This is a genomic window from Ruegeria marisrubri, from assembly GCF_001507595.1.
GTDB lineage: Bacteria > Pseudomonadota > Alphaproteobacteria > Rhodobacterales > Rhodobacteraceae > Ruegeria > Ruegeria marisrubri.
Genome location: NZ_LQBQ01000001.1, coordinates 697,846 through 722,334 on the forward strand (window position 1 = coordinate 697,846; position 24,489 = coordinate 722,334).

Annotated in this window: 23 protein-coding genes and 1 pseudogene; 13 read left to right on the forward strand and 11 right to left on the reverse strand. The window is 60.0% G+C overall.

Annotated features, from left to right (window positions below; genetic code table 11):
- The first annotated feature begins 116 nt into the window (after positions 1-116).
- The 11 genes from AVO45_RS03375 to AVO45_RS03425 all read left to right on the forward strand — a co-directional run bounded on the left by AVO45_RS03375 (position 117) and on the right by AVO45_RS03425 (position 11,721).
- Positions 117-1,274 carry an acyl-CoA dehydrogenase family protein gene (locus AVO45_RS03375; RefSeq protein WP_068344425.1) on the forward strand — a complete coding sequence of 386 codons (1,158 nt, stop codon included), beginning with the start codon at positions 117-119 and terminating at the stop codon, positions 1,272-1,274.
- A 4-nt stretch (positions 1,275-1,278) separates the two neighbouring features.
- Positions 1,279-2,394 (forward strand): acyl-CoA dehydrogenase family protein, encoded by a 1,116-nt coding sequence (locus AVO45_RS03380; RefSeq protein WP_068344700.1) that lies wholly within the window; start codon positions 1,279-1,281, stop codon positions 2,392-2,394.
- A 9-nt stretch (positions 2,395-2,403) separates the two neighbouring features.
- On the forward strand, positions 2,404-3,225 hold the full coding sequence (locus AVO45_RS03385; protein ID WP_068344427.1) for an SDR family NAD(P)-dependent oxidoreductase: 822 nt from the start codon (positions 2,404-2,406) through the stop codon (positions 3,223-3,225).
- 57 nt (positions 3,226-3,282) lie between these two features.
- Positions 3,283-4,284, forward strand: coding sequence for an NAD(P)H-dependent flavin oxidoreductase (locus AVO45_RS03390; RefSeq protein WP_068344701.1), 1,002 nt, complete (start codon positions 3,283-3,285; stop codon positions 4,282-4,284).
- Between the two features lie 3 nt (positions 4,285-4,287).
- On the forward strand, positions 4,288-4,938 hold the full coding sequence (locus AVO45_RS03395) for a histidine phosphatase family protein (protein WP_068344429.1): 651 nt from the start codon (positions 4,288-4,290) through the stop codon (positions 4,936-4,938).
- Between the two features lie 9 nt (positions 4,939-4,947).
- The gene (locus AVO45_RS03400; protein WP_068344431.1) at positions 4,948-5,976 is read left to right on the forward strand and encodes a phosphotransferase; all 1,029 of its coding nucleotides are present in this window, start codon (positions 4,948-4,950) and stop codon (positions 5,974-5,976) included.
- 8 nt (positions 5,977-5,984) lie between these two features.
- Complete coding sequence (locus tag AVO45_RS03405; RefSeq protein WP_082688637.1) at positions 5,985-6,845, forward strand: IclR family transcriptional regulator; 861 nt, start codon at positions 5,985-5,987, stop codon at positions 6,843-6,845.
- The gene (locus AVO45_RS03410; RefSeq protein WP_068344434.1) at positions 6,842-7,585 is read left to right on the forward strand and encodes an enoyl-CoA hydratase/isomerase family protein; all 744 of its coding nucleotides are present in this window, start codon (positions 6,842-6,844) and stop codon (positions 7,583-7,585) included. Before AVO45_RS03405 ends, AVO45_RS03410 begins: the two co-directional genes overlap by 4 nt.
- A 79-nt stretch (positions 7,586-7,664) precedes the next feature.
- Positions 7,665-8,900, forward strand: coding sequence for a serine hydrolase domain-containing protein (locus tag AVO45_RS03415; RefSeq protein ID WP_082688638.1), 1,236 nt, complete (start codon positions 7,665-7,667; stop codon positions 8,898-8,900).
- Between the two features lie 56 nt (positions 8,901-8,956).
- Positions 8,957-10,858: an acetoacetate--CoA ligase gene (locus tag AVO45_RS03420; protein WP_240482049.1), complete on the forward strand. Its 1,902-nt coding sequence runs from the start codon at positions 8,957-8,959 to the stop codon at positions 10,856-10,858.
- Complete coding sequence (locus AVO45_RS03425; protein ID WP_068344438.1) at positions 10,855-11,721, forward strand: acyl-CoA thioesterase; 867 nt, start codon at positions 10,855-10,857, stop codon at positions 11,719-11,721. The genes AVO45_RS03420 and AVO45_RS03425 overlap by 4 nt, the downstream gene beginning before the upstream one ends.
- On the opposite strand, the gene AVO45_RS03430 is transcribed toward AVO45_RS03425, so the two are convergent.
- From AVO45_RS03430 to AVO45_RS03440, 3 genes are all read right to left on the reverse strand, one after another.
- Complete coding sequence (locus AVO45_RS03430; RefSeq protein ID WP_068344440.1) at positions 11,718-12,488, reverse strand: SDR family oxidoreductase; 771 nt, start codon at positions 12,486-12,488, stop codon at positions 11,718-11,720. The two genes, AVO45_RS03425 and AVO45_RS03430, sit on opposite strands and share 4 nt — an antisense overlap.
- Positions 12,489-12,728: 240 nt before the next feature.
- On the reverse strand, positions 12,729-14,498 hold the full coding sequence (locus tag AVO45_RS03435; protein WP_240482050.1) for a SulP family inorganic anion transporter: 1,770 nt from the start codon (positions 14,496-14,498) through the stop codon (positions 12,729-12,731).
- A 145-nt stretch (positions 14,499-14,643) separates the two neighbouring features.
- Positions 14,644-15,873, reverse strand: a complete 1,230-nt coding sequence (locus tag AVO45_RS03440) for an acyl-CoA dehydrogenase (RefSeq protein WP_068344441.1) — start codon at positions 15,871-15,873, stop codon at positions 14,644-14,646.
- A 97-nt stretch (positions 15,874-15,970) separates the two neighbouring features.
- Here AVO45_RS03440 and AVO45_RS03445 point away from each other — a divergent pair, with 97 nt between their 5' ends.
- Positions 15,971-16,882 (forward strand): LysR substrate-binding domain-containing protein, encoded by a 912-nt coding sequence (locus AVO45_RS03445; RefSeq protein WP_068344443.1) that lies wholly within the window; start codon positions 15,971-15,973, stop codon positions 16,880-16,882.
- A 59-nt stretch (positions 16,883-16,941) separates the two neighbouring features.
- On the opposite strand, the gene phoU is transcribed toward AVO45_RS03445, so the two are convergent.
- The 6 genes from phoU to AVO45_RS03475 all read right to left on the reverse strand — a co-directional run bounded on the left by phoU (position 16,942) and on the right by AVO45_RS03475 (position 21,737).
- Positions 16,942-17,643: a phosphate signaling complex protein PhoU gene (phoU, locus tag AVO45_RS03450; RefSeq protein ID WP_068344445.1), complete on the reverse strand. Its 702-nt coding sequence runs from the start codon at positions 17,641-17,643 to the stop codon at positions 16,942-16,944.
- Between the two features lie 15 nt (positions 17,644-17,658).
- Positions 17,659-18,426, reverse strand: coding sequence for a phosphate ABC transporter ATP-binding protein PstB (pstB, locus tag AVO45_RS03455; RefSeq protein WP_240482051.1), 768 nt, complete (start codon positions 18,424-18,426; stop codon positions 17,659-17,661).
- Positions 18,427-18,579: 153 nt separating this feature from the next.
- The gene (locus AVO45_RS03460) at positions 18,580-19,611 is read right to left on the reverse strand and encodes a sensor histidine kinase (RefSeq protein WP_068344450.1); all 1,032 of its coding nucleotides are present in this window, start codon (positions 19,609-19,611) and stop codon (positions 18,580-18,582) included.
- Positions 19,612-19,667: 56 nt separating this feature from the next.
- Complete coding sequence (locus AVO45_RS03465) at positions 19,668-20,189, reverse strand: gamma carbonic anhydrase family protein (RefSeq protein ID WP_068344452.1); 522 nt, start codon at positions 20,187-20,189, stop codon at positions 19,668-19,670.
- The gene (gene gmk, locus AVO45_RS03470; RefSeq protein ID WP_068344454.1) at positions 20,186-20,827 is read right to left on the reverse strand and encodes a guanylate kinase; all 642 of its coding nucleotides are present in this window, start codon (positions 20,825-20,827) and stop codon (positions 20,186-20,188) included. The genes AVO45_RS03465 and gmk overlap by 4 nt, the downstream gene beginning before the upstream one ends.
- A 19-nt stretch (positions 20,828-20,846) precedes the next feature.
- Positions 20,847-21,737, reverse strand: a complete 891-nt coding sequence (locus tag AVO45_RS03475) for a YicC/YloC family endoribonuclease (protein ID WP_068344455.1) — start codon at positions 21,735-21,737, stop codon at positions 20,847-20,849.
- A gap of 347 nt (positions 21,738-22,084) precedes the next feature.
- Between AVO45_RS03475 and AVO45_RS03480 the strand changes: the two are divergent.
- A pseudogene (locus tag AVO45_RS03480) lies at positions 22,085-22,645 on the forward strand (PAS domain-containing protein); the annotation flags it as partial.
- A gap of 22 nt (positions 22,646-22,667) precedes the next feature.
- Here AVO45_RS03480 and AVO45_RS03485 read toward each other — a convergent pair.
- Both AVO45_RS03485 and AVO45_RS03490 read right to left on the reverse strand, forming a co-directional pair.
- Positions 22,668-24,104: an FAD-binding oxidoreductase gene (locus AVO45_RS03485; RefSeq protein WP_068344457.1), complete on the reverse strand. Its 1,437-nt coding sequence runs from the start codon at positions 24,102-24,104 to the stop codon at positions 22,668-22,670.
- Positions 24,105-24,222: 118 nt separating this feature from the next.
- Positions 24,223-24,480 carry a DUF4242 domain-containing protein gene (locus tag AVO45_RS03490; protein WP_068344458.1) on the reverse strand — a complete coding sequence of 86 codons (258 nt, stop codon included), beginning with the start codon at positions 24,478-24,480 and terminating at the stop codon, positions 24,223-24,225.
- Positions 24,481-24,489: the final 9 nt, after the last annotated feature.

Sequence of the window (24,489 nt, forward strand, 5' to 3'; positions counted from 1 at the left end):
GCTGAGAAATCCGCAAACTGACGTTAAGTCTTCTGCCCACTCAACCGGTTGTCAACCGCATAACGAAATGCAATTTTGCTATGCGAAATCAGTTTCTGTGCGGGAGGAGACAGGGCATGGAAGCAACGGATTTACAGGCATTTCGTGCCGACCTGCGTGCATGGCTTGAGGAAAACTGCCCTCAGGAGATGCGCGATGGCCGCAATGACGAGGCTAGCATCTGTTGGGGAGGAAAGAACTGGAACTTTGCGTCAGAGGCACAAAGGATCTGGTTGGAACGTTGCGTCACCAAGGGCTATACCGTGCCGACCTGGCCGGTTGAGTATGGTGGCGCGGGCCTGAATCGCGAACAGGAGAAGATCTTTCACGAGGAAATGCGCCGTCTGAACGCGCGTTACCCTCTGCAGAGCTTCGGCATCTGGATGCTTGGGCCTGCGCTTTTGCACTTTGGCACCCACGAGCAGAAGCTGCACTATCTGCCGCCGATCGCGCGGGGTGAAATCCGCTGGTGCCAGGGATATTCCGAACCCGGCGCCGGTTCCGACCTGGCCAGCCTGCAGACCCGGTGCGAGGACAAGGGCGATCACTGGCTGGTCAACGGGCAGAAGATCTGGACCTCCTACGCTGACAAGGCCGACTGGATATTCGCGCTGGTTCGCACCGATCGCGAAGCGCCCAAGCACAAGGGCATTTCCTTCGTCCTGATCGACATGCAGTCCGAGGGCGTTTCCACGCGGCCCATCCGGCTGATCTCTGGCGTCTCACCGTTCTGCGAGACGTTCTTCGACAACGTAAAGGTTCCCAAGGATCAGGTTGTGGGCGAGGTCAATCGCGGCTGGGACGTGGCGAAATACCTGCTGACCCACGAACGTGAAATGATCTCTGCCGCTGGCGGGACTATGGGTTCGGGCCGCGCCCTCGGGGCGGTCTTGGCCGAGAGTGAAACCGGGCTGACGGACCCGATCCTGCGGGCCGACGCCATGCGGGCAGAGATCGACGGGCTTGCCATCGGGCTGACCTTGGAACGCTACAAGGATCAGGCCGAGGCCGGGCAGGGGGCCGGGGACGCCTCTGCAATGCTGAAATACATGGGCACCGAACTCAACAAGCGAAAGCTGGAGCTGGTGATGGCTGCTGGCGGCTCGGATGCCCTGGCATGGGAGGATGGCCGCGCCCCCAACTGGCTGCGGACCAAGGCCAATTCCATCGAGGGCGGCACATCCGAGGTGATGCTGTCCATCATCGCAAAACGTGTTCTGGGCCTGCCGGGGTGACGACATGGAAAAACTTGTGAAAAGCGAAGAAGAAACCCTTCTGGCAGACGCTGCGCGAGGCTTCCTTGACGATGCAGCCCCTGTATCTCGGTTGCGCGAAATGCGCGATGCCGGGAAAACCTATGATCCGGAGCTGTGGAAATCCATGGTGGACATGGGCTGGGCCGGGATCCTGGTGCCCGAATCCGCAGGTGGCTCGGACATGGGCCATGCTGCGGCCTGTGTGCTGGCCGAGGAAATGGGCAAGACATTGGCGGCATCGCCCTTCCTCTCGACGGCGGTCATCGCAGCGACGGCCTTGCGGCAGGTGACGGATCAGCGTGCGTCCGAGGCATTGGCGCGGATTGCCTCGGGCGATGCCACCTACGCTCTGGCGGTGGATGAGAGCGCCAAGTTCGATCCGGCCAAGACCCGGATGGAGGCGCGGGCCGAGGGCAACGGATTTCGACTGTCCGGCCAGAAGAAGTTTGTCGCCGACGGGGGAAATGCCGATCGTCTGCTTGTGCTGGCGCGAACCGGCGAAGATCTGACCCTGTTCGACCTGCCCGCTGACAGGGAAGGTATCTCGCGCGACGGCAAAGAGATGATCGACAGCCGAGACTCTGCGGACATCCGGTTCAACGATGTCGCGGCCACAGGCGATGAGGTTCTGGGCCAGGTTGGCGAGGCCATGGCGGTACTCAGGCCAGCGCTGGAGGCCGGGCAGGCGGCACTGGCCGCGGAAATGACCGGACTTGCGGCGGGCGCCTTAGGCACGACGATCGAGTATCTCAAGGAGCGCAAACAATTCGGCGTGCCGATCGGAGCCTTCCAGGCCCTGCAACACCGGGCCGCGCATCTGTGGTGCGAATGCGAGGTCACCGCCTCGGCAATACTGCACGCAGGCCGTATGTTGGATAATGATCCCGAAAACGCAACGCTGGCCGTCTCGCTGGCCAAGGCACGCGCGAGCGATACCGCCCAGCGGGCGGTGCAGGAGGGCGTGCAGATGCATGGCGGCATCGGGATGACCGACGCGTTCGACATGGGGTTCTACATGAAACGCGCCCGCGTCGCCGCCGAATGGTTGGGCGACTACGGATATCATGCAAACATCGTCGCGCAGTCGCGCGGATTTTGAGGAAAGATCATGACACCGGAAGAATTGTTTTCACTTCACGGCAAGACCGCGCTCGTCACGGGCGGCGCGACCGGGATTGGGCGAATGGCCGCCGAAGCGCTGGTTCGGGCCGGGGCCCGCGTGCTGATCGCCTCGCGCAAGGGTGACGCCTGCGAGGCGGTCGCGGCCGAACTGAACGCGCTGGACGCCCCCGGATCTGCAGAAGGTTTTGCAGGCGATATCGGCAGCAAGGAAGGTATCGACGCCTTGGTAGCCGAGGTCAAGAACCGGGCGGAAAAGCTTGATATTCTGATGAATAATGCTGGCGTGACCTGGGGTGCGCCGCTTGGTCAGTTCCCCTACGAGGCTTGGGAAAAGGTGATGTCGGTCAATGTGGCCGGTGTCTTTGACCTGACGCAGAAACTGCTGCCCATGCTGATGGCTTCGGGCACGCGGGACGACCCGGCGCGGGTGGTCAATGTCGGGTCGGTGATGGGAGAGATCCCGATGGGCGACGGCGCCTACAGCTATGCTGCATCCAAGGCCGCCGTCATTCATCTGACCAAGATCATGGCCAAGGAATTGTCACCCTATGCGGTCACGGTCAACGCGCTGGCGCCTGGGCCTTTCGTATCGCGAATGACCGCTTTCGCCACGGCGGATGAGGAGAAGCGCGAGAAGGTCGGCAGCGACGTGCCTCTTAAACGGGTCGGGCGGGACGAAGACATCGCGGGTTGCATGCTCTTTCTATGTGGACGGGGCGGTTCCTATGTGACCGGCGCCGTGATCCCGGTCTCGGGCGGGATCAATGTCATGTCGGGGCACAACATCTTTGAAAAAGCCCTGCAGTAGAATGGATTACTTCGCGATATTGATACGCGCGACAGCCGAGGATTGGACATGAAGGACATGGTCTGGAAACGCGACGAAAGCCATCTGCCCGAACAATTGCGGGGCTTGCGCCTGCCGATGATCGGCTCTCCGCTGTTCATCATATCGGTGCCGGAACTGGTGATCGCTCAGTGCAAGGCAGGGATCATCGGGTCGTTCCCCGCGCTGAACGCGCGCGAAGCGGAAGGAGAGCCTCCGCTGCTCGAAGCATGGCTCAAGCAGATCACCGAGGAACTGGATCGGCACAATCAGGAAAACCCCGACAACCCGGCCGCGCCATTTGCGGTGAACCAGATCGTGCATCGTTCGAACGCGCGGCTGGAGCGGGACCTGGAAATCTGCACCCGCTGGAAGGTGCCGGTCTGGATCACCTCGCTGGGCGCAAGGGTCGAGGTCAACGAGGCCGCCCACAGCTGCGGAGGGGTGGTGCTGCATGACGTCATCAACAACACCTTTGCCCGCAAGGCCATTGAAAAGGGCGCTGACGGCCTGATCGCCGTGGCAGCTGGCGCCGGTGGTCATGCCGGGCAACAATCCCCGATGGCGTTGATCCGCGAGATCCGTCAGTGGTTCAGCGGTCCGCTGGCCCTGTCTGGTGCCATCGCCTGTGGCGAGTCACTGCTGGCGGCACGGGCCATGGGGGCCGATTTCGGCTATGTCGGCTCTCCGTTCATCGCAACGCATGAGGCGAACGCGCAGGAGGACTACAAGCGGATGATCGTCGAAAGCGGGGCCGAGGACATCGTCTATTCCTCGCTGTTCACGGGCGTTCACGGCAACTACCTGAAAAAATCCGTCGTGCGCGCGGGCATGGACCCCGATAACCTGCCGTCGGCCGATGCCTCGACGATGAACTTTGGGGACGGTTCGTCCAAGCCGAAGGCATGGAAGGAAATCTGGGGATCAGGGCAGGGGATCGGGGAGGTCACCGAGATCGTCCATGCCGCTGATCTGGTTGACCGCATCGACCGTGAATACCGCGCAGCAGGCGCCAAACTGGCCGCCGAGTTCATCGGGTAAGCCATGGCGGAGCTTCTGGTCGTCCGACATGCGCAGGCCTCTTTCGGGTCTGACAACTATGACCGGCTGAGCGACCTCGGCCGCCAGCAATCGGCGCTGGCGGGTGAGGCTCTGCGGAATATGGGTTGGGTGCCGGACCGTCTGATCACCGGTGCTCTGGAGCGTCAGAAGCAAACCCTGCAGGCGATGGGGTTTAGCGAAGCACCGGAAGTTCATGCAGGCTGGAACGAATACGACTTTCACGACCTGTTGCGCGTTCGCTTTGGCGGCACGATCCCTGATCCCGTGCAGCACGACCGGAAAACCCATTTCCGCACCCTGCGCGAAACCCTGCGCGAGTGGCAGGCCGGCGGCGTCGCTGGCGCGCGCGAGAGCTGGGACGAGTTCCGCTCTCGCGTCGAAGCGGCCCGCGCCTTTGCAACTGAAACCGATGCGAGACGGGTGCTGGTCGTCAGTTCAGGCGGGGCAATTGGACAACTGGTCGCCGCCAGCCTGAATACCCCGCCAGAGCAGATGATCGCGCTGAACCTGCAGGTCAAGAACACCTCGATGACGCGGTTCATCTTCACGACCCGCGCCTTTTTTCTGCATGAATTCAACGCCACACCGCATTTCGCGCCACCGGAACACGCGGAAATGCTGACCTACAGCTGAGGACCTGACATGAGCGACGACACGCAAATCCTCGATATCGACGCCGTTGACGCATATCTGCGTGAGCATCTGGAAGGCTATGAAGGGCCGCTGAAAGCCAGGAAGTTCGACATTGGGCAGTCGAACCCGACATTCCTGCTGACGACTCCGAAAAAGAACTATGTCCTGCGGCGCAAGCCTCCCGGGGTGCTTCTGAAATCCGCCCATGCCGTGGATCGCGAGTTTCGCGTCCAGAAGGCCCTGGAGAACACCAAGGTTCCAGTCCCGCACATGTATCTGCTGTGCGAGGACGACAGCGTGATCGGGTCGGCCTTCTACGTGATGGAACACTTGGACGGCCGCAATTTCTTTGAACCGACCATGGAAGGCGAAAGCAACGAAACCCGCACCGCAGTCATTGACGAAATGAACCGGGTTCTGGCCGAGTTGCACATGGTGGATGTCGATGCCGTCGGGCTTTCGGATTTCGGGCCGCCGGGCAACTACTTCGAGCGCCAGATCGGCCGCTGGACCAAGCAGTACAGGGCCTCGGAAACCGGCACGATCCCTCAGATGGATGCCCTGATCGAAGCCTTGCAGCAGAACATACCGGCCGATGACGGCCAACGAACGCTTGTTCACGGCGACTACCGGATCGACAACATGATGTTCGAAAAGAACGGCACCCGCTGCCTTGGGGTTCTGGACTGGGAGCTTTCTACCATCGGCCACCCCTATGCCGACCTGGCCGCCGTCATCATGCAGTGGCAGATGCCGCCGGGAAAAGAGGGGCGGGGACTGGCTGGTATAGACCGCACAGCGCTCGGCCTACCTTCGGATCAGGAGTTCATCGCCCGCTACTGCGAGCGTCGCGGGTTGCCCGGGATCGAGAATTTTGGCTTCTACCTCGCCTTCAATTTTTTCAGGATGGCAGCGATCATCCAAGGCGTTTACAAGCGCGCCTTGGACGGAAATGCCTCGAACCCCGAAAGGGCGAAAAAGCTGGGGCAATATGTTTCGGTCTTTGCGCGGCACGGGCTTGAGGCGTTGAAAGCATAGGTGAAAACATGCCGGACAAGGGCCCGGGCGCTGTTCCCGACGAAGAAAAGGACAGAAATTTCGTGACTGCGCTGGCGCGCGGACTGGAGATCCTTCGGTGCTATCGCCCCGGTGAAACCAACCTGTCCAATCTCGACCTTTCAGAGCGCACCGGCCTGCCGAAGCCGACGGTTTCCAGACTGACCCATACGCTGTGCCAGCTGGGCTACCTCGTGCAGGACCACCAAGGGGGAAGCTACCGGTTGGGGGTCGGCGTTCTGCAACTGGGGTTCGGCGTTCTGGCTGGCATGGACATCTGCGACCGGGCAAGCGATGTCTTGCGGGCTTTGAGGAGCGGCCCGAACTCCTACATAACAGTCGCCCTGGGCGAGGCGCACCGGGCCGAGGTCGTTTATGTGGCGGTTCACAGGTCTCGTGAAAACGTGGCTCTGACGATGCATGTGGGTTCGCGGCTGCCGCTGTTCTTTTCCGCCATTGGACGCGCGATCCTGGTGGGCATGTCGGATCAGGAGCGCGAAGCCGCCATTGACTACGCCAGGCAGGATTTCGGCACACCTAAGGCGCAGTTACGCGATGCAATTCAAGCCGCGAAGGCCGACTTCGAAAGCCGGGGCTACTGTGCCGGCTACGGGTTGTGGCGCAAGGATGTCAATGCGATCGCGGCGCCCGTGCGTTCTCTGGACGATGGGCGGATCTATGGCCTCAACATTGGAGGGCCGAGTTTTCACGTACCCCCCGAACAGCTGGAGCGCGACTACAGCAAGCAACTGGCCGAGGCAGCGCGTTTCCTCGGGTTGGCGCCTTGCGTATCGACGCGCGACACACGGTCTCGCTACGGTGGAACAAAGGCAGAGGAGGGGAATGCATGACCAGTATTTTGACCCGCATCAAACATGGCGACGGTGTCGTCGAGTTGAGCTTGAACCGCGCACCGGTCAATGCGCTGAGCGCTGAACTCCTGATGAGCTTTGCCCGCGAAATCAATGCGATGTCTCAGGACCCGGAAGTGAAGGCAATCGTTTTATCAAGCCCATTCAAGGTGTTCTCGGCCGGTCTTGATCTAAAAGAGGCGCAGCGGTTCAACCTTTCCCAGCAGCATGCCATCGTCGAGGGGCTGAACGTGGGGTTTCTCTCGCTGTTCGCCTGCCCGAAACCCACGATATGCGCCTTGAACGGCGCAGCGATTGCGGGCGGTTTGTTCTTTGTCCTGGCCGCTGATTTCCGTGTCGCGGCCCCGCAGGCCAAGCTTGGGTTGGCCGAAGTACGAGTGGGCGCAAGTTTCCCCGTCGGCCCGATGGAAATAGCGCGCGCCACACTGGACCCCAACACACTTCGACGCCTGATGCTGACCGGACAGCCGATGGATGCCGAGACCGCGCACCGCGTTGGTGTGATTGATGAAATCGATCCGGACGTGCTGGTGCGCGCGGTGCGAGAAGCGAAAGCGATGGCACAGATACCGCCGCGGACCTACGCCACGGTAAAGCAACAAATCCGGGGTGGCACGATTTCGCTGATAGAACAAGAAATCGCAGGCGGCGCCAACGCCCCGGTAGGCGGGTGGTTCAACGAAGAGACCAAGGCTGCGATGAAGCGCATGATCGGCTGATATGTATTCCTACGTAATTCCCTTGAAGCGCCCGTCGGTCGAAACTCGGGCAACCGCGACGCAGGGAGAGGAATAGATCATGAAGACCATCCACACGCATGGGTTTGACCGGGCACGCTTGAATCGCATTGGCGACTGGATGCAGCGCTATGTCGATGAGCGCAAATATCCGGGCAGCTCGGTCCTGGTGACGCGCGGCGGGGAAGAGGTCTATTTCAATTCCTGCGGCTTGCGCAGCCTCGAGATGAACCTTCCGTTCGAGCGCGATACGCTTGTGCGCATCTACTCGATGACCAAGCCGGTCACCTCGGTCGCGGTGATGATGCTGGCCGAGCGGGGCATGTTCCATCTCGACGCGCCGGTTTCCAGCTTCATTCCCGGTTTCGCAGAAATGCAGGCGCTGGTTCCCGGAGCCGATCGGATTGACCAGGTCGAGCCTTCGACCTCTCCCACGCTGCACCAGCTGCTTACCCATACGAGCGGGCTGAGCTACCCGTTCAACCCCGGCGTTCTGGCGCAGGCGATGGACGAGCAGGACCTGATGTTCAAGCCGAACCAGGGGGAACTGGCCGGCATGGTGGATCAGGTCGCCAAGCTGCCGCTGGCGTTTCAGCCGGGGACGCGTTGGGAATACTCCGTCGGCATCGACGTTCTCGGCCGGGTCGTGGAAGTGGTCTCGGGAAAGACGCTGGCGCAATTCTTCGCCGAGGAAATCTTTGAGCCGCTGGAGATGACCGAAACCGCGTTCTGGGTGCCGGAAGGGGCAGGGGACCGCTTTGCCTCGCTTTATACGCCTCTGGCTGGCGACGCCATGGCGCTGAACGCCTCCAAGAGCGGCGGTGAGACCCTGCGGCTGGTCGACCAGGCCGGCAGATCGCCGTTCGAAAGCGCACGCATGTTCTCGGGTGGCGGAGGTCTGGTCGGCACAATCGACGATTACCAGCGTTTCGCCGAGATGCTGCGGCGTGGCGGCGAGGCCAATGGGCACAGATTGCTCAGCCCGAACACGTTGAACTTCATGATGCGAAATCATCTGCCGGGTGACATCGCCTCGATGGGGCCACAGAGCTTTGCCGAGCAACCGATGGAAGGCATGGGCTTTGGCCTGGGCGGCGCCGTGGTGCTCGAGCCGGGCAGGGCGCGTGTGCCCGGTTCGGTCGGGGACTTCAGCTGGGGCGGCATGGCCTCGACCTTTTTCTGGCTTGACCGGGCAAAGGATCTGACGGTCGTCTTTTTCACGCAACTCTCGCCATCGAGTTCCTATCCCTCGCGATCCGAGCTCAAGGCGCTGATACACGGAGCATTGATCGAATGACGCAATCTCGGCCGATATTGTGGACACCCTCGCCGGAACGGGCGGGCAACAGCCGCATGGCCGAGTTCATTCAATGGCTCCTGGACAATCGCGGGCTGCGCTTTGACGACTATAACGATCTCTGGCGCTGGAGCGTTGAGGATCTGGAGGGGTTCTGGTCGGCGATCCGGGACTTTTTCGACATCCGCTTCAGTGCCGCTTGCGATACTGTTCTGGCGGAACGGAAAATGCCCGGCGCGGTTTGGTTTCCCGGCGCAAAGGTGAACTTTGCCCGCCAAATGCTCAGATACGCTGAACAATCTCCTGAATTCACGGCTCTGGTTATGCAATCCGAAACCTTCGGGCGCTCGGAAATGACCTGGACAGAGCTGTCTGCGCAAGTAGCCAGCGTGGCCGAAAACCTGCGCAGCATGGGGGTCGGGCAGGGTGATCGGGTCGTCGCTATCCTGCCGAATACCGAAACGGCCATCATCGCGTTTCTCGCCACGGCCAGCATCGGCGCGATATGGTCGCTGTGCGCCCCGGATATGGGTGACGTGGCCATTCTCGACCGGTTCCGCCAGATCGAGCCGAAAGTCCTTGTCGCTCAGGATGGCTATGTGCATGGCGGCAAGAAGATCGACCGTCGGGACTTGCTGGAAAAGGTCAGGAACGGTCTGCCGTCGCTTGAGCATACGGTGCTGGTTTCGGTGTTTGACGATACCCCTGAGGGAACGACCGACTGGGCCGATCTGACGGGCGACAACGCCAGCCTGCACTTCGAAGACGTTCCATTCGATCACCCGCTCTGGGTGGTTTATTCCTCGGGCACCACCGGGAACCCCAAGCCGATCGTTCATGGGCATGGCGGTATTCTGCTGGAAGGGGCCAAGCAATCCCTGCATCAGGATCTTCGCGCCGGCGACCGGTTCTGCTGGCTGACATCCTCTGGCTGGGTCATGTGGAACGCGCAGTTCGTGGCCCTGGGGCAGGGCGCTACGGTGGTGATGTTCGACGGCGCGCCGAACCATCCCGACATGCTGGAGGTCTGGCGCTGCGTGGCGCGTGAACGTGTAAACTACTTCGGTGTAGGGGCTGCCTTCATCACTTTATGCGCCAAATCCGGGATACGGCCTCGCGAAGAATTGGATCTGAGCGCGCTGGTGTCGCTGGGCACAACCGGTTCCCCGCTGACCTCGGACGGCTACGAATGGGTTTATGAGGCGGTTGACCCGGACATCTGGCTGGCGCCGATCTCTGGCGGAACCGACCTGTGCGGCGCGTTCGTCGGCGGCAATCCGATGCTGCCGGTCCGGGCCGGAGAGATGCAGTGCCGCTTTCTCGGCAACGCTGTCCGCAGCTTTGATCCGCAAGGCAATGAATTGTTTGACGAAGTTGGGGAGCTGGTCTGCGCTGAACCGCTGCCGTCCATGCCGCTGTTCTTTTGGGGCGACGAGGATGGCTCGCGCCTGCATGACAGCTATTTCGATACCTATCCCGGCATCTGGCAGCATGGGGACTGGATAGAGATCACCAGCGAGGGTGGGGCGGTCATCTATGGGCGATCGGACGCCACGATAAACCGAAAAGGGCTGAGGCTTGGGTCATCCGAGATTTATCAGGCCGTTGAAGGGCTGGACGAAGTGCTCGACAGCCTCGTGGTAGACCTCGAATATCTCGGGCGCGAAAGCTTCATGCCGCTGTTCGTTGTGACTGCCGGCGTGCCGCTGGACGATGCACTGAAGGAGAAGATCAACAGTGCAATCCGCAGCTCGGTTTCAGCCCGCTTCGTTCCGAACGAGATCATACAGATCAAGGAAGTGCCGCGCACACTTTCTGGAAAGAAGCTGGAAGTGCCGGTGAAAAAGCTGTTACTTGGCGGCGACCCTGACAAGGTGGTGAACCGTGACTCGATGGCAAACCCCGAGAGTTTCGACTTCTTCGTCGCCTATGCCCAAGAACAGGGAATGCCGAGATGACTGACGCGGAACAGACGCTGCTTGACCTTATCGACATCGAGCGTCTGGAGGTGGACCTGTTTCGAGGAACAGGCTCGGGCGGTGAAACGCCGACGCGGATCTATGGCGGGCAGGTGGTGGCACAGGCCCTGGCGGCAGCGTATCGGACCGTCGAGGATCGGCTGTGCCATTCGTTGCATGCCTATTTCATCCGTCCCGGCGACCCAAGCATTCCCGTTGTTTATCAAGTGGATCGCGCGCGAGATGGAGGTTCGTTCACGACCCGCCGCGTGGTTGCGATTCAGCATGGTAAGCAGATCCTGAACCTCTCGGCTTCGTTCCATGTTCAGGACGAAGGCTGGGACCACCAGCACCCCATGCCAAAAGTCGCGGACCCCGAGGCACACCCGACCCGTGAGGCGTTGCGCCAGAAATATCTCGACCGCGTTCCCGAGAAACACCGCAAGGAATTCCTGCGCGAAAGGCCCATCGAGGTTCGTGAGGTCGATCCGCTGGATCTCTTCGATCCGGCCCCAAGCGATGACCGCAACCACCTGTGGTTCCGCATGGGTGCAGCGGCAGGAGCGGATGCCAAGACGCAGCATATCTTGCTGGCTTACGCCTCGGACATGGCCTTGCTGAGTTCTGGGCTAAGACCCCATGGACTGAGCTGGTTCAAGAACGAGGTGAACGGGGCCAGCCTGGACCACGCCATGTGGTTTCACGAGCCCATCCGTTTCGAAAACTGGCACCTATACACGATGGACGCGCCGTGGACCGGGCACGGCCGCAGCTTCAATCGCGGCGCAATCTATACCGAAGACGGAGTTCTGGTGGCGTCGGTAGCCCAGGAAGGCCTGATGCGACGACCCAAGAAACATTAACTGTTTTCGATAAACCTCTGATTAAGCTTCTGCATACCGCCGATCCAGCGGTCGTAGTCAGCTGCTTTCAGCTTGATGTAGTCCAGAACCTCGGGATGCGGAGTTACCAGGAAACGTTTCGCGCGGATGGCCTCGACACAGGCCTCGGCGACCTGTTCCGGCTCGAGCATACCGTCGATTGAGGCGACAGAGTCCTCGTGCCCGCGCGTCATTTCGGATCTCACGGCCTGAGGACAGAGGACCGAAACCCCAATTCCCTTGTCGCCGTAGGTCAGCGCCAGCCACTCGGCAAGGCCGACCGCTGCATGTTTCGTCACACCGTAAGGCGCTGCACCAGGTTGATTGAGAAGGCCGGCCGCCGAAGCCGTGTTGAGCAAGTAACCGCCGCCACGCGCAATCATGCGAGGCACTATGTGCCGCGCGGCCCAGACATGGGACATCACGTTGATTTCCCAGATCCGCTGCCACTGTTCATCGGGCACTTCCAGGCCGCCTAGAGTGAGAATTCCAGCGTTCGAGCAGAACAGATCAATCGGACCGATCTGTTCTTCGACATTCGTGATCAGTTTCTCGATATCTGCCTCGCGGCCAACGTCGCAGCGCATTGGCACGGCGCCGATTTCGTCGGCAACGCGCTGCGCGCCAGAAAAATCTATGTCTGCACAGATGACCGATCTTGCACCTTCGCTGACGAACCGCTTGGCCAAGCCTTTGCCGATCCCGCTGGCAGCTCCAGTGACGACGATGATCTTGTCTTTCAACTCCATTTGTTTCCTAAACCCTCCAAAGCCATCAACGAACGGCACAGGCAAGCAAGGTCACACAATGCACTGAAAAACATAAAGAGTTTCAGAAATCCGTGCTCAACTGCTCAACGCCAATTGTTGACTCGAGGCTATTTGGGTTTCCTTTGAGCGCCAACAAAAAGCTTAGGTCAGCTAGGGCGAACGTCACGTCAGGCTGTCACCGGTTACCATAATACATATTATGCGTTTAGTCCTTGATGCTCAAGCTGCTGCGGCTGTATCGGACTTTAGCGCTTGAAACGCCTCGTACTGAGACAGAAACACGCTCCCCGTCAGATGATCCAGGAAATGGCTGCGCTTCAAGCGATCCATGACTGGCCCCTTCACCTCGGACAGATGCAGTTTAACACCCAGGTCTTTCAGGCGTTGGTTGGTTGCCTCAAGCGATTCCAGAGCACTCAGGTCGATCTCGTTGACGGCGGAACACATCAGGATGACGTGGCGGATTTCGTCACGCCCATGGTGCACACGAGCAAGGATCATATCTTCCATGCGACGTGCATTTGCAAAATACAAGCTTTCGTCGATACGGAGCGAGACGATCTCGGGATCGGTCAGAACCTGATGGCGGCAGATGTTGCGAAAATGCTGGGTTCCCGGCACCTGCCCCACTTCCGCCACATGGGGACGCGCCGTTTTCCAGACGAACAAGGCCAGCGAGACGCCTACACCGGTTGCAACACCGACCTCGACACCCATCGCCAATGTCAGTGCAATCGTGGCGAAAACCGCGGCGAAATCCGCCTTTGAGTAGCCCCAGGCATGTTTCAGGATCGACAAATCGACCAGCGACAAAACAGCAACGATGATGGTTGCCGCCAGCGTGGCCTTGGGCAGGAAGAACAGCAATGGCGTCAGGGCCAAGGCGGCGAACAAAAGGCCCACGGCGGTAAAGGCGCCAGCTGCAGGAGTTTCGGCACCGGCGTCATAGTTTACGACGGAACGCGCAAATCCACCTGTTACCGGGTATCCTCCGGACATCCCCGACGAAATGTTCGAGGCACCCAGTGCAATCAGTTCCTGGTTCGGGTCGATCCGCTGTTTCTTCTTGGCGGCAAGTGTTTGTGCTACCGACACGCTTTCCACATACCCGATGATTGAGATCAGGATAGCAGGCGCGATCAATTGTCCGACCAATTCAAGGTCAATCTTGGGGAGTCCGAACGGAGGAAAACCGGTAGGCACCTGCCCCACGACCGCAACGCCATACTCGGGCAAATTCAACACCCACGCCAGAAAGGTCGTTCCGATCACGGCAAAGATCGGTCCGATCCGGGCTGCGGTCGCTGCCAAATACTCGGAGACTCCGAACTTCCGAACGAGGGTCCGCGCCATTCCCTTGCGAACCCAAAACAGAAAACCCAAAGCCGCAACGCCAATTAGCACCGTCGGGAAATTGACCAGGCCGATTTGCGAGAATACCTGGGACACGATTTCCGGGAATGTGTGACCGGACACGGAAATTCCCAGAATGTGCTTCAACTGGCTGGTGGCGATCAGGATCCCCGAAGCCGAGATGAAACCGGCAATCACGGGGTGCGACAAAAGGCTTGCCAAAGCCCCCAAGCGCAAGGCTCCCATCGCCACCAGGAACAGCCCGGAAAGCAGCGCCAGGACCCCGGCAGCCGCAACATAGTCAGCGACATTCGCAAGGCCCAAGGGTGCCAGCGCCGAAGCGGTCATAAGTGAGACCACGGCCACCGGCCCAACTGCGAGCGCCCTGCTGGTGCCAAAGATTGCGTAAGCGACCAAGGGAAGAATCGAGGCATAAAGCCCGACCTCGGCAGGCAGCCCGGCGAGCAGAGCATAGGCCAGTGATTGCGGAATTAGCATGATCGTCACGATCACTGCCGCCGTCAGGTCCCCCGTCAAGTTTGCCCGGGTATAGTCCTTTCCCCAATCTAGGATCGGAAAAAACCTTTGAATCTGCTCAGTTCTGAAACGTGTTCCAAGCATTCGCGCGATCACCATCCCCTGCCCCGACGAGTCTGTCAGGCCCGGCTCTATAAACATTCCTCTTTTTGCATATAAAGGATGAAGAGGGGTAATGAAACCTCCGGCAAAGAAAAAAGCGTGCCCCATTGAGCACGCTTCATGATCAGAATTTTCGATTGCTTCAGTAGAAAGCCTGCAGCCCGGTTTGGGCCCGCCCGAGGATCAGGGCGTGAACGTCATGGGTGCCTTCATAGGTGTTCACCGTCTCAAGGTTGACCATGTGGCGAATGACCTGGAACTCCAGCGAAATTCCGTTTCCGCCGTGCATGTCGCGGGCCATGCGGGCGATGTCCAGCGCCTTGCCGCAGTTGTTGCGCTTGACGATCGAGATCATCTCGGGCGCGGCGTTGGCCTCGTCCATCAGGCGGCCTACGCGCAGCGAAGCCTGAAGACCCAAGGCAATTTCGGTCTGCATGTCGGCCAGTTTGCGCTGGAACAGCTGTGTTTGGGCCAGCGGGCGATTGAACTGCTGGCGGTCCAGGCCGTATTGCCGCGCGGCGTGCCAGCAGCATTCGGCAGCCCCCATCGCACCCCAGCTGATGCCGTAACGGGCACGGTTGAGGCAGCCGAACGGCCCCTTCAGGCCTTGCACATGCGGCAGCAGCGCGTCCTCGCCGACTTCGACGCCATCCATGACGATTTCGCCGGTGATCGACGCGCGCAGGCTCAGCTTGTTCTGGATTTTAGGCGCGCTCAGGCCCTTCATGCCTTTTTCCAGGACAAAACCCCGGATCTTGCCGTCATGGGCGTCGGACTTGGCCCAGACCACGAACACATCGGCAATGGGCGCGTTCGAGATCCACATCTTGCTGCCGGTCAGGCGATAGCCTCCGTCGATCTTTTCGGCACGGGTCTTCATGCTGGCCGGGTCGCTGCCGGCATCGGGCTCGGTCAGGCCAAAGCAGCCGATCCATTCACCGCTGGCCAGCTTGGGCAGGTATTTTTGCCGCTGCTCTTCGCTGCCATAGGCGTAGATCGGATACATCACCAGCGAGCTTTGCACCGACATCATCGAGCGATAGCCGGAATCCACCCGCTCCACCTCGCGCGCAACCAGACCATAGGCCACATAGCCGGCGCCGATGCCGCCATACTGTTCCGGAATCGTGGTGCCCAGCAGGCCCATTTCTCCCATTTCGCGGAAGATTTCGGGGTCGGTCACTTCGTTCTGGAAGGCTTCGGTGACGCGCGGCTGCAGCTTTTCCTGCGCGTAGGCACGGGCGCTGGCCGCGATCATACGTTCATCTTCGGTCAGTTGGTCGGACAGACGGAACGGATCTTCCCAGTCGAACTTGCCAAGATCGGGCGCATCCTTGGCGCGCAGGGCCGGTTTGGTCACGGGGGCATTCATGGCGCATCTCCTCGTTTCAGGTTTGCGGGCACCCTACTCTGCTCATTTCGCAAAAAACAGCGAGACTTTCGCAAGGTTTCATGACAAAACCGCATACATGGATACTCCACGCCGCTATCTGCCCTCGATTTCCTCTCTACGCGCTCTCGAAGCACTGGATCGTCTGGGGTCGGCCTCGGCGGTCGCCGAGGAGCTGTCGCTGACCCAGAGCGCGGTCAGCCGCCAGTTGCAATCGCTTGAGGCACAGTTGGGAGTCGACCTGATCCAGCGCGACCGCAAGCGGCTGTCGCTGACACCGATCGCTCGGGAATACGTCCGCGAAATCCGCGAGGCGCTGAACCAGATCGCCCAGGCCTCGCTACGCCTGCATGTGGCGCCGGTGGGCGGCACGCTGAACTTGGCGATCCTTCCGACTTTCGGGATGCGGTGGCTGATGCCGCGCCTGCCCGAATTTGCGCGGCTGCATCCAGAGATCACCATCAACATGTCAACACGCTTGCGTCCGTTCAGCTTTGCCACAGAACCCTTTGATGCTGCGATACATTTCGGAGAACCTGACTGGCCCGGAACCGATCGGTTGCTACTGAAACTGGAACGAGTTCTGCCGGTATGTGCCCCCTCTCTGCTGCCGAACGGTGCCCCCAAGTCGCCGAAAGACCTGTTGCGGCTGCCTTTGCTGCACATCCAGACACGCCCCCACGCGTGGCAGGAATGGTTCAAGCAGATGGGCGTCGAGCAATCAGAGCCCCTGCCCGGCACCGTTCACGATCAGTTCTCGACGATCAGCCAGGCTGCAATCCACGGGCTGGGCGTGGCACTGCTGCCGAATTACCTGGTCGAGCAGGATCTTGCGACGGGCAGGTTGATGGCGGCCTACCCCGATGCGGTGGAAACGGTCGGCGCCTACTACCTGGTCTGGCCAAAGTCGAAATCCGACGATCCTTCGCTGCGCGAGTTTCGCCACTGGTTGGCGGCGCAGGCGCAGCCAGAGGATGCCTTGCCGCGATAACTCTTTACTCGCTCTCGCGCCTTGGCTGCCGCTTTCGGGCCGGCCTGCTTCGCTCCGGCCTAGATCGTTTGCGATGTCTTGTCGGCCTTGGGGCGCGCCTCGGTCGGGCGCTGCCCGGTCACCAGATAGATGGCCTGCTCGGCGACGGCCGTGACGTGATCGCCCATCCGTTCGATATTCTTCGCAATGAAATGCAGGTGCATACAGGCCGAGATGCTGCGCGGGTCCTCGGCCATGTGGGTCAGAAGTTCACGGAACAGCCCGTTGTACATCTGGTCCACTTCCTCGTCGCGTTCGATCACCTCTTCGGCCTTGGCCGCGTCGCGCTGGATATAGGCATCCAGCGCATCATGCAGCATCGACCGAACCTCTCGGGCCATCCGGCGCAGGGCCACTGCGCTGCCGCTGACTTCGGCTGTCTCCACAAGAACGGTTGTCCGCTTTGCGATGTTCTTGGCGTAATCCCCGATGCGTTCGAGATTTCCCGAGACCTTCAGAACCGACAGAACCAGCCGCAAATCACTGGCGGTCGGAGCGCGCAACGCGATCAGCCGCGCGGTTTCCTCATTGATCAGGTCCTCGAGTTCATCAATCGCCTTGTCGCTCTTGCGGACCTGCTGCGCCAGTTCCTCGTCGCGCGTTTCGAGCGACTTGGCCGCATTCCTGATGGCGTCTTCGACCAGCCCGCCCATGGACATGATGTGGGCCTGAATCTCTTCCAGGTCGCGGTCGAACGCCGAAATGATGTGTTGTTCGCTCATGAGTCTTTCCTGTCCTCAGCCGATCCGGCCGGTGATGTAACTTTCGGTTCGAGGATCCGTCGGGTTGGTGAAAATCTGCCCCGTCTCCCCGTATTCCACAAGGTTTCCCAGATGGAAGAAAGCGGTTTTCTGGCTGACCCTCGCGGCCTGCTGCATCGAATGGGTCACGATGATCACCGAAAATCGCTCGCGCAGTTCGTCGATAAGTTCTTCGACCTGCGCCGTGGCGATCGGATCGAGCGCCGAACACGGCTCGTCCATCAACAGAACTTCGGGCTGGGTCGCAATGGCGCGCGCGATGCACAGGCGCTGCTGCTGGCCGCCAGACAGACCTGTGCCCGGAGCGTCCAGGCGATCCTTTACCTCGTTCCAGATCGCGCCGCGGCGCAGAGATTTCTCAACGATTTCATCCAGCTCCGCCTTGCTTTTGGCCAATCCATGAATGCGCGGCCCATAGGCCACGTTGTCATAGATCGACTTTGGAAAGGGGTTCGGTTTCTGAAACACCATGCCGACCTTGGCCCGCAATTGAACGGGGTCGACACGTTTGTCATATATGTCACCGCCATCCAGCCGGATGTCTCCTTCGACACGGCAGCTTTCGATCGTGTCGTTCATCCGGTTCAGGCACCGCAGGAAGGTGGACTTGCCACAGCCCGAAGGACCGATGAAAGCGGTTACGGTTTTGTCTTCGATCTCGACGCTCACGTCCTTTATGGCATGCGTGTCGCCGTAAAAGACCTGCACATTTTTCGCGGCGATCTTGGGCTGGCTCGGTTTCACGGCTGTCTCCAGTCGAGTTTCTCTTGTCGTCTTCACTCGCTTTTACCACCTGTTGCAGGGATGATGGCATAGAATTCGGGCTGCGGACCCCAAGTTTGGCGCGGCGAACCCGCCGGTCAATTGCGCCCTTGGGGAATGTTTCCTCAACGGCTCTTAGCGGGGCAGGATGATGGAAAATTGCGATCCCTTGCCCAACTCGCTTTCCACGCGCAGCCGACCGCGGTGCCTGTTCACGATATGCTTCACGATTGCAAGGCCCAAGCCGGTACCGCCCAACTGGCGTGAACGGTGACTGTCGGCCCTGTAGAACCGCTCGGTCAGGCGCGGCAGATGAACCGGATCGATTCCGGGGCCTTTGTCCTCGACCACCACGGTCGCCGCTGGTCCGCGCACGGCAGGGTCGCGCTCGCGCAGGCTCAACGAGACGTTCACCACCCCACCGCTTCCGCCATACTTGATCGCGTTTTCGACCAGATTGGTAAAAACCTGGCGAAGCTGGTCCGCATCCCCGGTGACGGTGACCGGTTGCCCGGGAATGTCCAGGGAAAGTTCCACGCCGGCATCATCCGCCAGAGGCTGCAGGGATTTCAGCGTCGAGCGAAGTTGCCCCGTCAGGTCAACCTTCTCCCTTGGGCGTATCCTCTCCTGATTTTCGACCCGGTTCAGCGACAGCAGATCCCCGACAAGTCTGTTCATCCGGTCGGCCTCTTCCGCCATGATCTGCAGGAACCGATCACGGGCGGCGGCGTCCTCTCGGGCCGGGCCGCGCAGGGTTTCGATGAAACCCAGCAAAGCGGTCAGCGGCGTGCGCAATTCGTGGCTGACATTGGCGACAAAATCGCGCCGCATCTGGCCCGCCTGTTCCAGATGCGTCACATCCATGAAACTCACCAGAACAGCGCCAAGCGCGCCAACATACCGGCATTCCACCTCGAATGTCGTATCCTGCGCCCCGTCATTGGACAGGTGCCGGGTCTTTACCGGCTCTCTTCTGCCCATGCACCGCTCGATCGCGTCGATGACCTGCGGCTGACGCAGAACCGCTGCGAAGTGACGGCCGGGTATATGATCGCCGAGCAGTGATCGCGCCTCGTGGTTCGCGCCGACGATCCGCTCGGACCGATCGATCATTACCGCCGGCATGGGAAAGGCCGCTATGAGGTCCGAGATTTCTTCGTTGGACATGAAAGCGTCTCAGTCTTTGGCCAGCCCGGCGGGTACAGAACCTGTTGCCGCCCCTGTTACAGCGCAGTCAGGGTTTCACGGTACTTGCGCATGTTTTCCTGGTACTGCCGCGCACTCCAGGTGATCCGCTCGGCCGCCGCATCGTCCAGAACGCGCACCACCTTGCCGGGTGCCCCCATGACCAGCGAGTTGTCGGGGATTTCCTTGTTCTCGGTGATCAGGGCACCGGCCCCGATCAGGCAGTTCCTTCCGATCCTGGCTCCGTTCAGAACGATCGCCCCCATGCCGATCAGGGTGTTGTCGCCGATCGTGCAGCCATGCAGCATCACCTTGTGACCAATGGTGCAGTTCTTGCCGATGGTCAGTGGATAGCCCGGGTCGACATGCATGACACAGTTTTCCTGCACATTGCTGCCTGCGCCCACGCGGATTTCTTCGTGATCAGCCCGGATCGTGCAGCCGAACCAGACAGAAGAGCCCTCCTCCATCACGACCTTGCCGATCAGGTTCGCGTCGGGCGCAACCCATGTGTCCGGGTGAATTTGCGGTTTGTGAGGGCCAAGAGCGTAGATGGTCATGACAGTTCCTCGAATTCGGCCTGCAGCTTGCGGACATGTTCCTGCAGCGCAGGCTGCTGGATGCGTCGCATGCGCTCGGCGCTGACAATTGTTTTCAGTTTTTCCTCGGTCTCATCCAGATCGTCGTTGATCAGAACATAGTCGTAATAGCCCCAGTGGCTGATCTCGTCCCAGCTCTTGAGCATCCGTTTGGCGATAACGTCTTCGCTGTCCTGACCACGCGTCTCCAAACGGCGGCGCAGTTCCCGGATCGAAGGGGGCAGAATGAAGATGGAAAGGGCATGTTTGCCCAGGTCAGAGTTACGGATCTGGATCTCGCCCTGCCAGTCCACGTCGAACAGGACATCCCTGCCGCTGTTGATGGTATCCCTCACCGGTCCGGCCGGCGAACCGTAGAAGTTGCCAAATACATAGGCGTGTTCCAGCATTTCGCCGTTGGCCACCTTCTGCTTGAACTCATCTTCGCTGAGAAAGAAGTATTCCCGCCCGTCCACCTCACCCGGTCTCGGGGTTCGGGTGGTGGCAGAGACGGAAAAACTCAGTTCTTCGTCCCAGGCCATGAGACGTCTGGCCAGCGTGGACTTGCCCGCACCAGAGGGAGAGGAAAGGATTATCAGTAGACCCCGGCGATCCGCCATTTCTTTTCGTTCCCGCAAATTATTCTACGTTTTGCACTTGTTCGCGCATCTGGTCGATCACCGCCTTGAGTTCCAGCCCAACCGTTGTCAGGTCGGCGTTCTGTGATTTCGAGCAGAGCGTATTGGCTTCGCGGTTGAACTCCTGCATGAGAAAATCGAGCTTGCGCCCGACCGGCCCGCCCTGTTGCAACAGCTTGCGCGCCGCGGCCACATGGGCCGTCAACCGATCGATTTCTTCTGTGATATCCGCCTTGACCGCTATCAGCGCCAATTCCTGAGCCACCCGATCCGGGTCGGCGCCATCCGTATTGTCCAGAACCCGCGCAAGGTTCGCCTTCAGAGTTTCTGCCATCTGGATCTTGCGGTTTTCGGCCAGTTCAGCGGCCTGTCCCGCCAAAGCTTCCACCAGATCGAGTTGGGCGTGGAGAACATTGGCCAATGCCTCGCCTTCAGCCTCGCGCATGTCGAGAAACGCCCGCACCAAAGGGCCGAACTCGGCTTTGAGCCTTTCAACCAAAGGTGACGAATCCTCGTCTTCCGATCCGGCGTCCATCATTCCGCGCAAGGCCAGAAGATCCGATGCCCTGGATGGGGCCAAACTTATTCCCCGGTTCAAGGCAAGCGTTTCGGTTTCCGCCAGCGCATCGAGCGCGGCCGCCAGTGCCTGGCGGTTCAACGTCAGCGCTCCGGCCTCATCCTTGCGCACAACGCGTAACGTCAGGGTCACATTGCCTCTGCTGAGCGCCTTGGACAGATTCGCACGCAGTGCCGTTTCCAGACCGTTGAGCCAGTCCGGCACGCGCAGACGCAGGTCCAGACCCTTGCCGTTCACGCTGCGCAACTCCCAGCTCCAGCTATGTGCGCCGAACTCGCCCTTGCCCGAGGCGAAACCTGTCATGGATCTGATCATTTCTGTCCTCTAGCCTATGCGAACTCCCGCCGGACCGGCCGTTGCACCTAAAGCCATCCAACGTAACAGAGCAAGTGTTTGCTGGAAAATCCGAGGGGTTAACCATCTATTAAAGATTTGCTCCAAAATTGAATTAACCCGTGTCAGTTTAAACTGACAACGCCTCTTGCGCCATTTGGCTCAATGGCAGCGAGGGCGGCTGCGGAACGCAAGGCGGCAGGGGAACGCTCGGGATGAAACATTTTTTTGGAAACGACCCAGCAAGGCAAAAGGACAATATCATCGCGATGAACCGGTCTCGAAGTGGACGCAGCTATTCGCCCATTCGCTAGGCCGAGGCTTACTGGACCGCGCTGATGAGCACCGGCGGGATACCCAAACGAGCGGATATCGACCCACGCGGACTTGAAAACATTCTTGCTTACACATTCATTCTCGAACGCATCGCCCCTGGCGTTGCAAGATTTCGGCTGGCTGGCAATCATCTGTGCAAACTGGCCGGCATGGAAGTTCGCGGCATGCCTTTGACGGCTTTCTTCACTGCCCGAGCAAGAAAAGATGTCTCCGAGGTTCTGGAGAAGGTTTTTGGAATGCCGGCGATCGGGGAATTCGAGATGGCCTTGGAAAGCCGCGTGGGGCCGCCACGCCTGCAGGCTCGCATGATCCTGTTGCCATTGTTGAGTGACTTGGGCGATGTCAGCCGGGTTCTGGGTGTGCTGGTCGCCGACGACATTCCGGTCAAAAGGCCTTGTCGGTTCACGATCAGCGCGAGCCACGTCAAGAGCTTGGAACACCTGAGCCCGGACCATCCCGAACCGCGCCAATATGCGGCGGGTTTCGCGGAACCGCAGGATGCCTTTCGGCACCATGCCCCACATCTTCGTCTGGTCACCTCACGGGACGACTGAGTTTGACTCTCGGGGCTCCGGATTACTGTGCCGCAACGTCGGAGATGGCAGGCTCTATATTGTGGTTCACTCGGAACAGGTTCTCAGGATCGTAGCGCGCCTTGATCGCAGCCAGTCTGTCTCTGTTTGCCCCGTAGGCGCCTGACAGTCTCTCTTCCTCGTCCGCCGGCATGAAATTGACATAGACGCTCCCTGTTGCAAAGGGTGCCATGTCGTCGAAGAGCTGCCGCGCCCAGGCTATGCAGGTGTCGTCCTTGGCCGAATCCTCCCACCGGGTGTGCACATTCATAATGAAGTGGGAACTGCGGTGCGGATACGCGGTGTCGGACGGGCCGATCTGAGCCATGCGTCCACCGACATGCGCGATGAAGATCTCGCAGGCCGGATCCGGAAGGCCCGAAATGGCGTTCAGCAACGTGTCGATTGCGCCATCGGGCAAGGTTTCCAGATCATGGCTTTTCCAGTAATTCCGGACACCGGGCGTCAACAGCGGGTCAAAGGCTGCCTGCCAATCCACGAAGGCATGGGGGCTGATGACGTCCGCGATCGGCTCTCCAAGGGCGCGCAGCGGCTCCATAGCCTTCTCGCCTTCGGAAATGGGGCCGGTGTAACAGGCGGCGAAAACGAGGACCTCGCGGCCATGCCATTCATCCGGCAGGAACGGCAACGGTGGTGCCTGTCGCAGCACGCTCCAAACGGTAAGCGCATCGCTTGCGGTGTCGGCGATCTTGGCAAATTCTCTCAACAACTGCGGAGCCTGTTCGATCGGATGAACGATCAGGCCGGAAAGAACCTGCGGCCCCAACGGGTGCAACTGGAACTCAAAGGACGTGACTACCCCGAAATTGCCGCCGCCGCCGCGGATCGCCCAGAACAAGTCGGCATTCTGATCATTGCTGGCCGTCACGATGGATCCATCAGCCAAAACCACATCTGCCGAGATCAAGTTGTCGATCGTCATGCCGAACTTTCGCGTGGTCCAGCCGAAGCCGCCACCAAGCGTGAGGCCCGCAATGCCGGTCGTGGAGTTCACGCCCACCGGCACCGCGAGACCATGTGCCTGGGTTTCCTTGTCCACATCGCCGAGCGTTGCTCCGGGTTCGACCCGCGCCGTCCGGGCCCTGGGATCAACATGGATCGAGTTCATGTTCGACAGGTCAAGCATCAGCGCGTCGTCGGCAACTGCATGGCCCGCTATCTGGTGCCCCCCGGAACGCACCGCCATCAATAGGTTGTTTTCCCGAGCGAAATCCACTGCCAACCTGACATCCGCAGTTCCCAGCGCCCGGATGACCAGGGCGGGCTTCCGATCGACCATGGCATTCCAGAGTGAGCGCGCTTCGTCGAATTCCGGCTCGCCGTCCCTGTGGACACTGCCACGCAGAGCACTAACCAAACTGTCAACTTCCGCTTGGGCGACTTCGGTGAGCTTTCCGCTCAACGTCTTGAATTTCCGCATCTCTCCAGCTCCTTCTGAAAAAGAAGGTTCCTTGCCGGACAGACCTCGAATTCTCCAAGTCTTTTGGGGCCGTCATATTCCTTTGGTCAGTTCCCAGCCCATACGAGCCGAGCCGGTGTCAGGCAAACACCCCCGGATCGACCCTGTCTACGGCGGTTATGACGTCAGCCGGGATATTCAGCCGTTCCGCTGCCCGTCGTAGGGCATCTTCGTCGGGCGCTTCGTAAAGGCAATACGTTTTGCGTTTGTCCGCGCTCAAAAAGGAATAGATCCACTCGATCCCTTCTTCATCATTGATCTGCTTGATGTGCAACTTGCCTTCGTCGGAAAGCTCCAGCTTTTCGGCAAAATACCGCTCGATGATAAACTTGGGCATAAAGACTCC

Coding starts and splice junctions, on each gene's coding strand:
- AVO45_RS03390 (WP_068344701.1), top strand. CDS start 3,283: ATGGTCTGGAAACGCGACGAAAGCCATCTGCCCGAACAATTGCGGGGC.
- AVO45_RS03395 (WP_068344429.1), top strand. CDS start 4,288: ATGGCGGAGCTTCTGGTCGTCCGACATGCGCAGGCCTCTTTCGGGTCT.
- AVO45_RS03400 (WP_068344431.1), top strand. CDS start 4,948: ATGAGCGACGACACGCAAATCCTCGATATCGACGCCGTTGACGCATAT.
- AVO45_RS03385 (WP_068344427.1), top strand. CDS start 2,404: ATGACACCGGAAGAATTGTTTTCACTTCACGGCAAGACCGCGCTCGTC.
- AVO45_RS03490 (WP_068344458.1), bottom strand. CDS start 24,480: ATGCCCAAGTTTATCATCGAGCGGTATTTTGCCGAAAAGCTGGAGCTT.
- AVO45_RS03475 (WP_068344455.1), bottom strand. CDS start 21,737: ATGATCAGATCCATGACAGGTTTCGCCTCGGGCAAGGGCGAGTTCGGC.
- AVO45_RS03460 (WP_068344450.1), bottom strand. CDS start 19,611: ATGTCCAACGAAGAAATCTCGGACCTCATAGCGGCCTTTCCCATGCCG.
- AVO45_RS03440 (WP_068344441.1), bottom strand. CDS start 15,873: ATGAATGCCCCCGTGACCAAACCGGCCCTGCGCGCCAAGGATGCGCCC.
- AVO45_RS03465 (WP_068344452.1), bottom strand. CDS start 20,189: ATGACCATCTACGCTCTTGGCCCTCACAAACCGCAAATTCACCCGGAC.
- phoU (WP_068344445.1), bottom strand. CDS start 17,643: ATGAGCGAACAACACATCATTTCGGCGTTCGACCGCGACCTGGAAGAG.
- AVO45_RS03410 (WP_068344434.1), top strand. CDS start 6,842: ATGACCAGTATTTTGACCCGCATCAAACATGGCGACGGTGTCGTCGAG.
- AVO45_RS03415 (WP_082688638.1), top strand. CDS start 7,665: ATGAAGACCATCCACACGCATGGGTTTGACCGGGCACGCTTGAATCGC.
- AVO45_RS03445 (WP_068344443.1), top strand. CDS start 15,971: ATGGATACTCCACGCCGCTATCTGCCCTCGATTTCCTCTCTACGCGCT.
- AVO45_RS03430 (WP_068344440.1), bottom strand. CDS start 12,488: ATGGAGTTGAAAGACAAGATCATCGTCGTCACTGGAGCTGCCAGCGGG.
- AVO45_RS03425 (WP_068344438.1), top strand. CDS start 10,855: ATGACTGACGCGGAACAGACGCTGCTTGACCTTATCGACATCGAGCGT.
- AVO45_RS03375 (WP_068344425.1), top strand. CDS start 117: ATGGAAGCAACGGATTTACAGGCATTTCGTGCCGACCTGCGTGCATGG.
- AVO45_RS03405 (WP_082688637.1), top strand. CDS start 5,985: ATGCCGGACAAGGGCCCGGGCGCTGTTCCCGACGAAGAAAAGGACAGA.
- AVO45_RS03380 (WP_068344700.1), top strand. CDS start 1,279: ATGGAAAAACTTGTGAAAAGCGAAGAAGAAACCCTTCTGGCAGACGCT.
- AVO45_RS03420 (WP_240482049.1), top strand. CDS start 8,957: ATGGCCGAGTTCATTCAATGGCTCCTGGACAATCGCGGGCTGCGCTTT.
- gmk (WP_068344454.1), bottom strand. CDS start 20,827: ATGGCGGATCGCCGGGGTCTACTGATAATCCTTTCCTCTCCCTCTGGT.
- AVO45_RS03485 (WP_068344457.1), bottom strand. CDS start 24,104: ATGCGGAAATTCAAGACGTTGAGCGGAAAGCTCACCGAAGTCGCCCAA.
- AVO45_RS03435 (WP_240482050.1), bottom strand. CDS start 14,498: ATGGTGATCGCGCGAATGCTTGGAACACGTTTCAGAACTGAGCAGATT.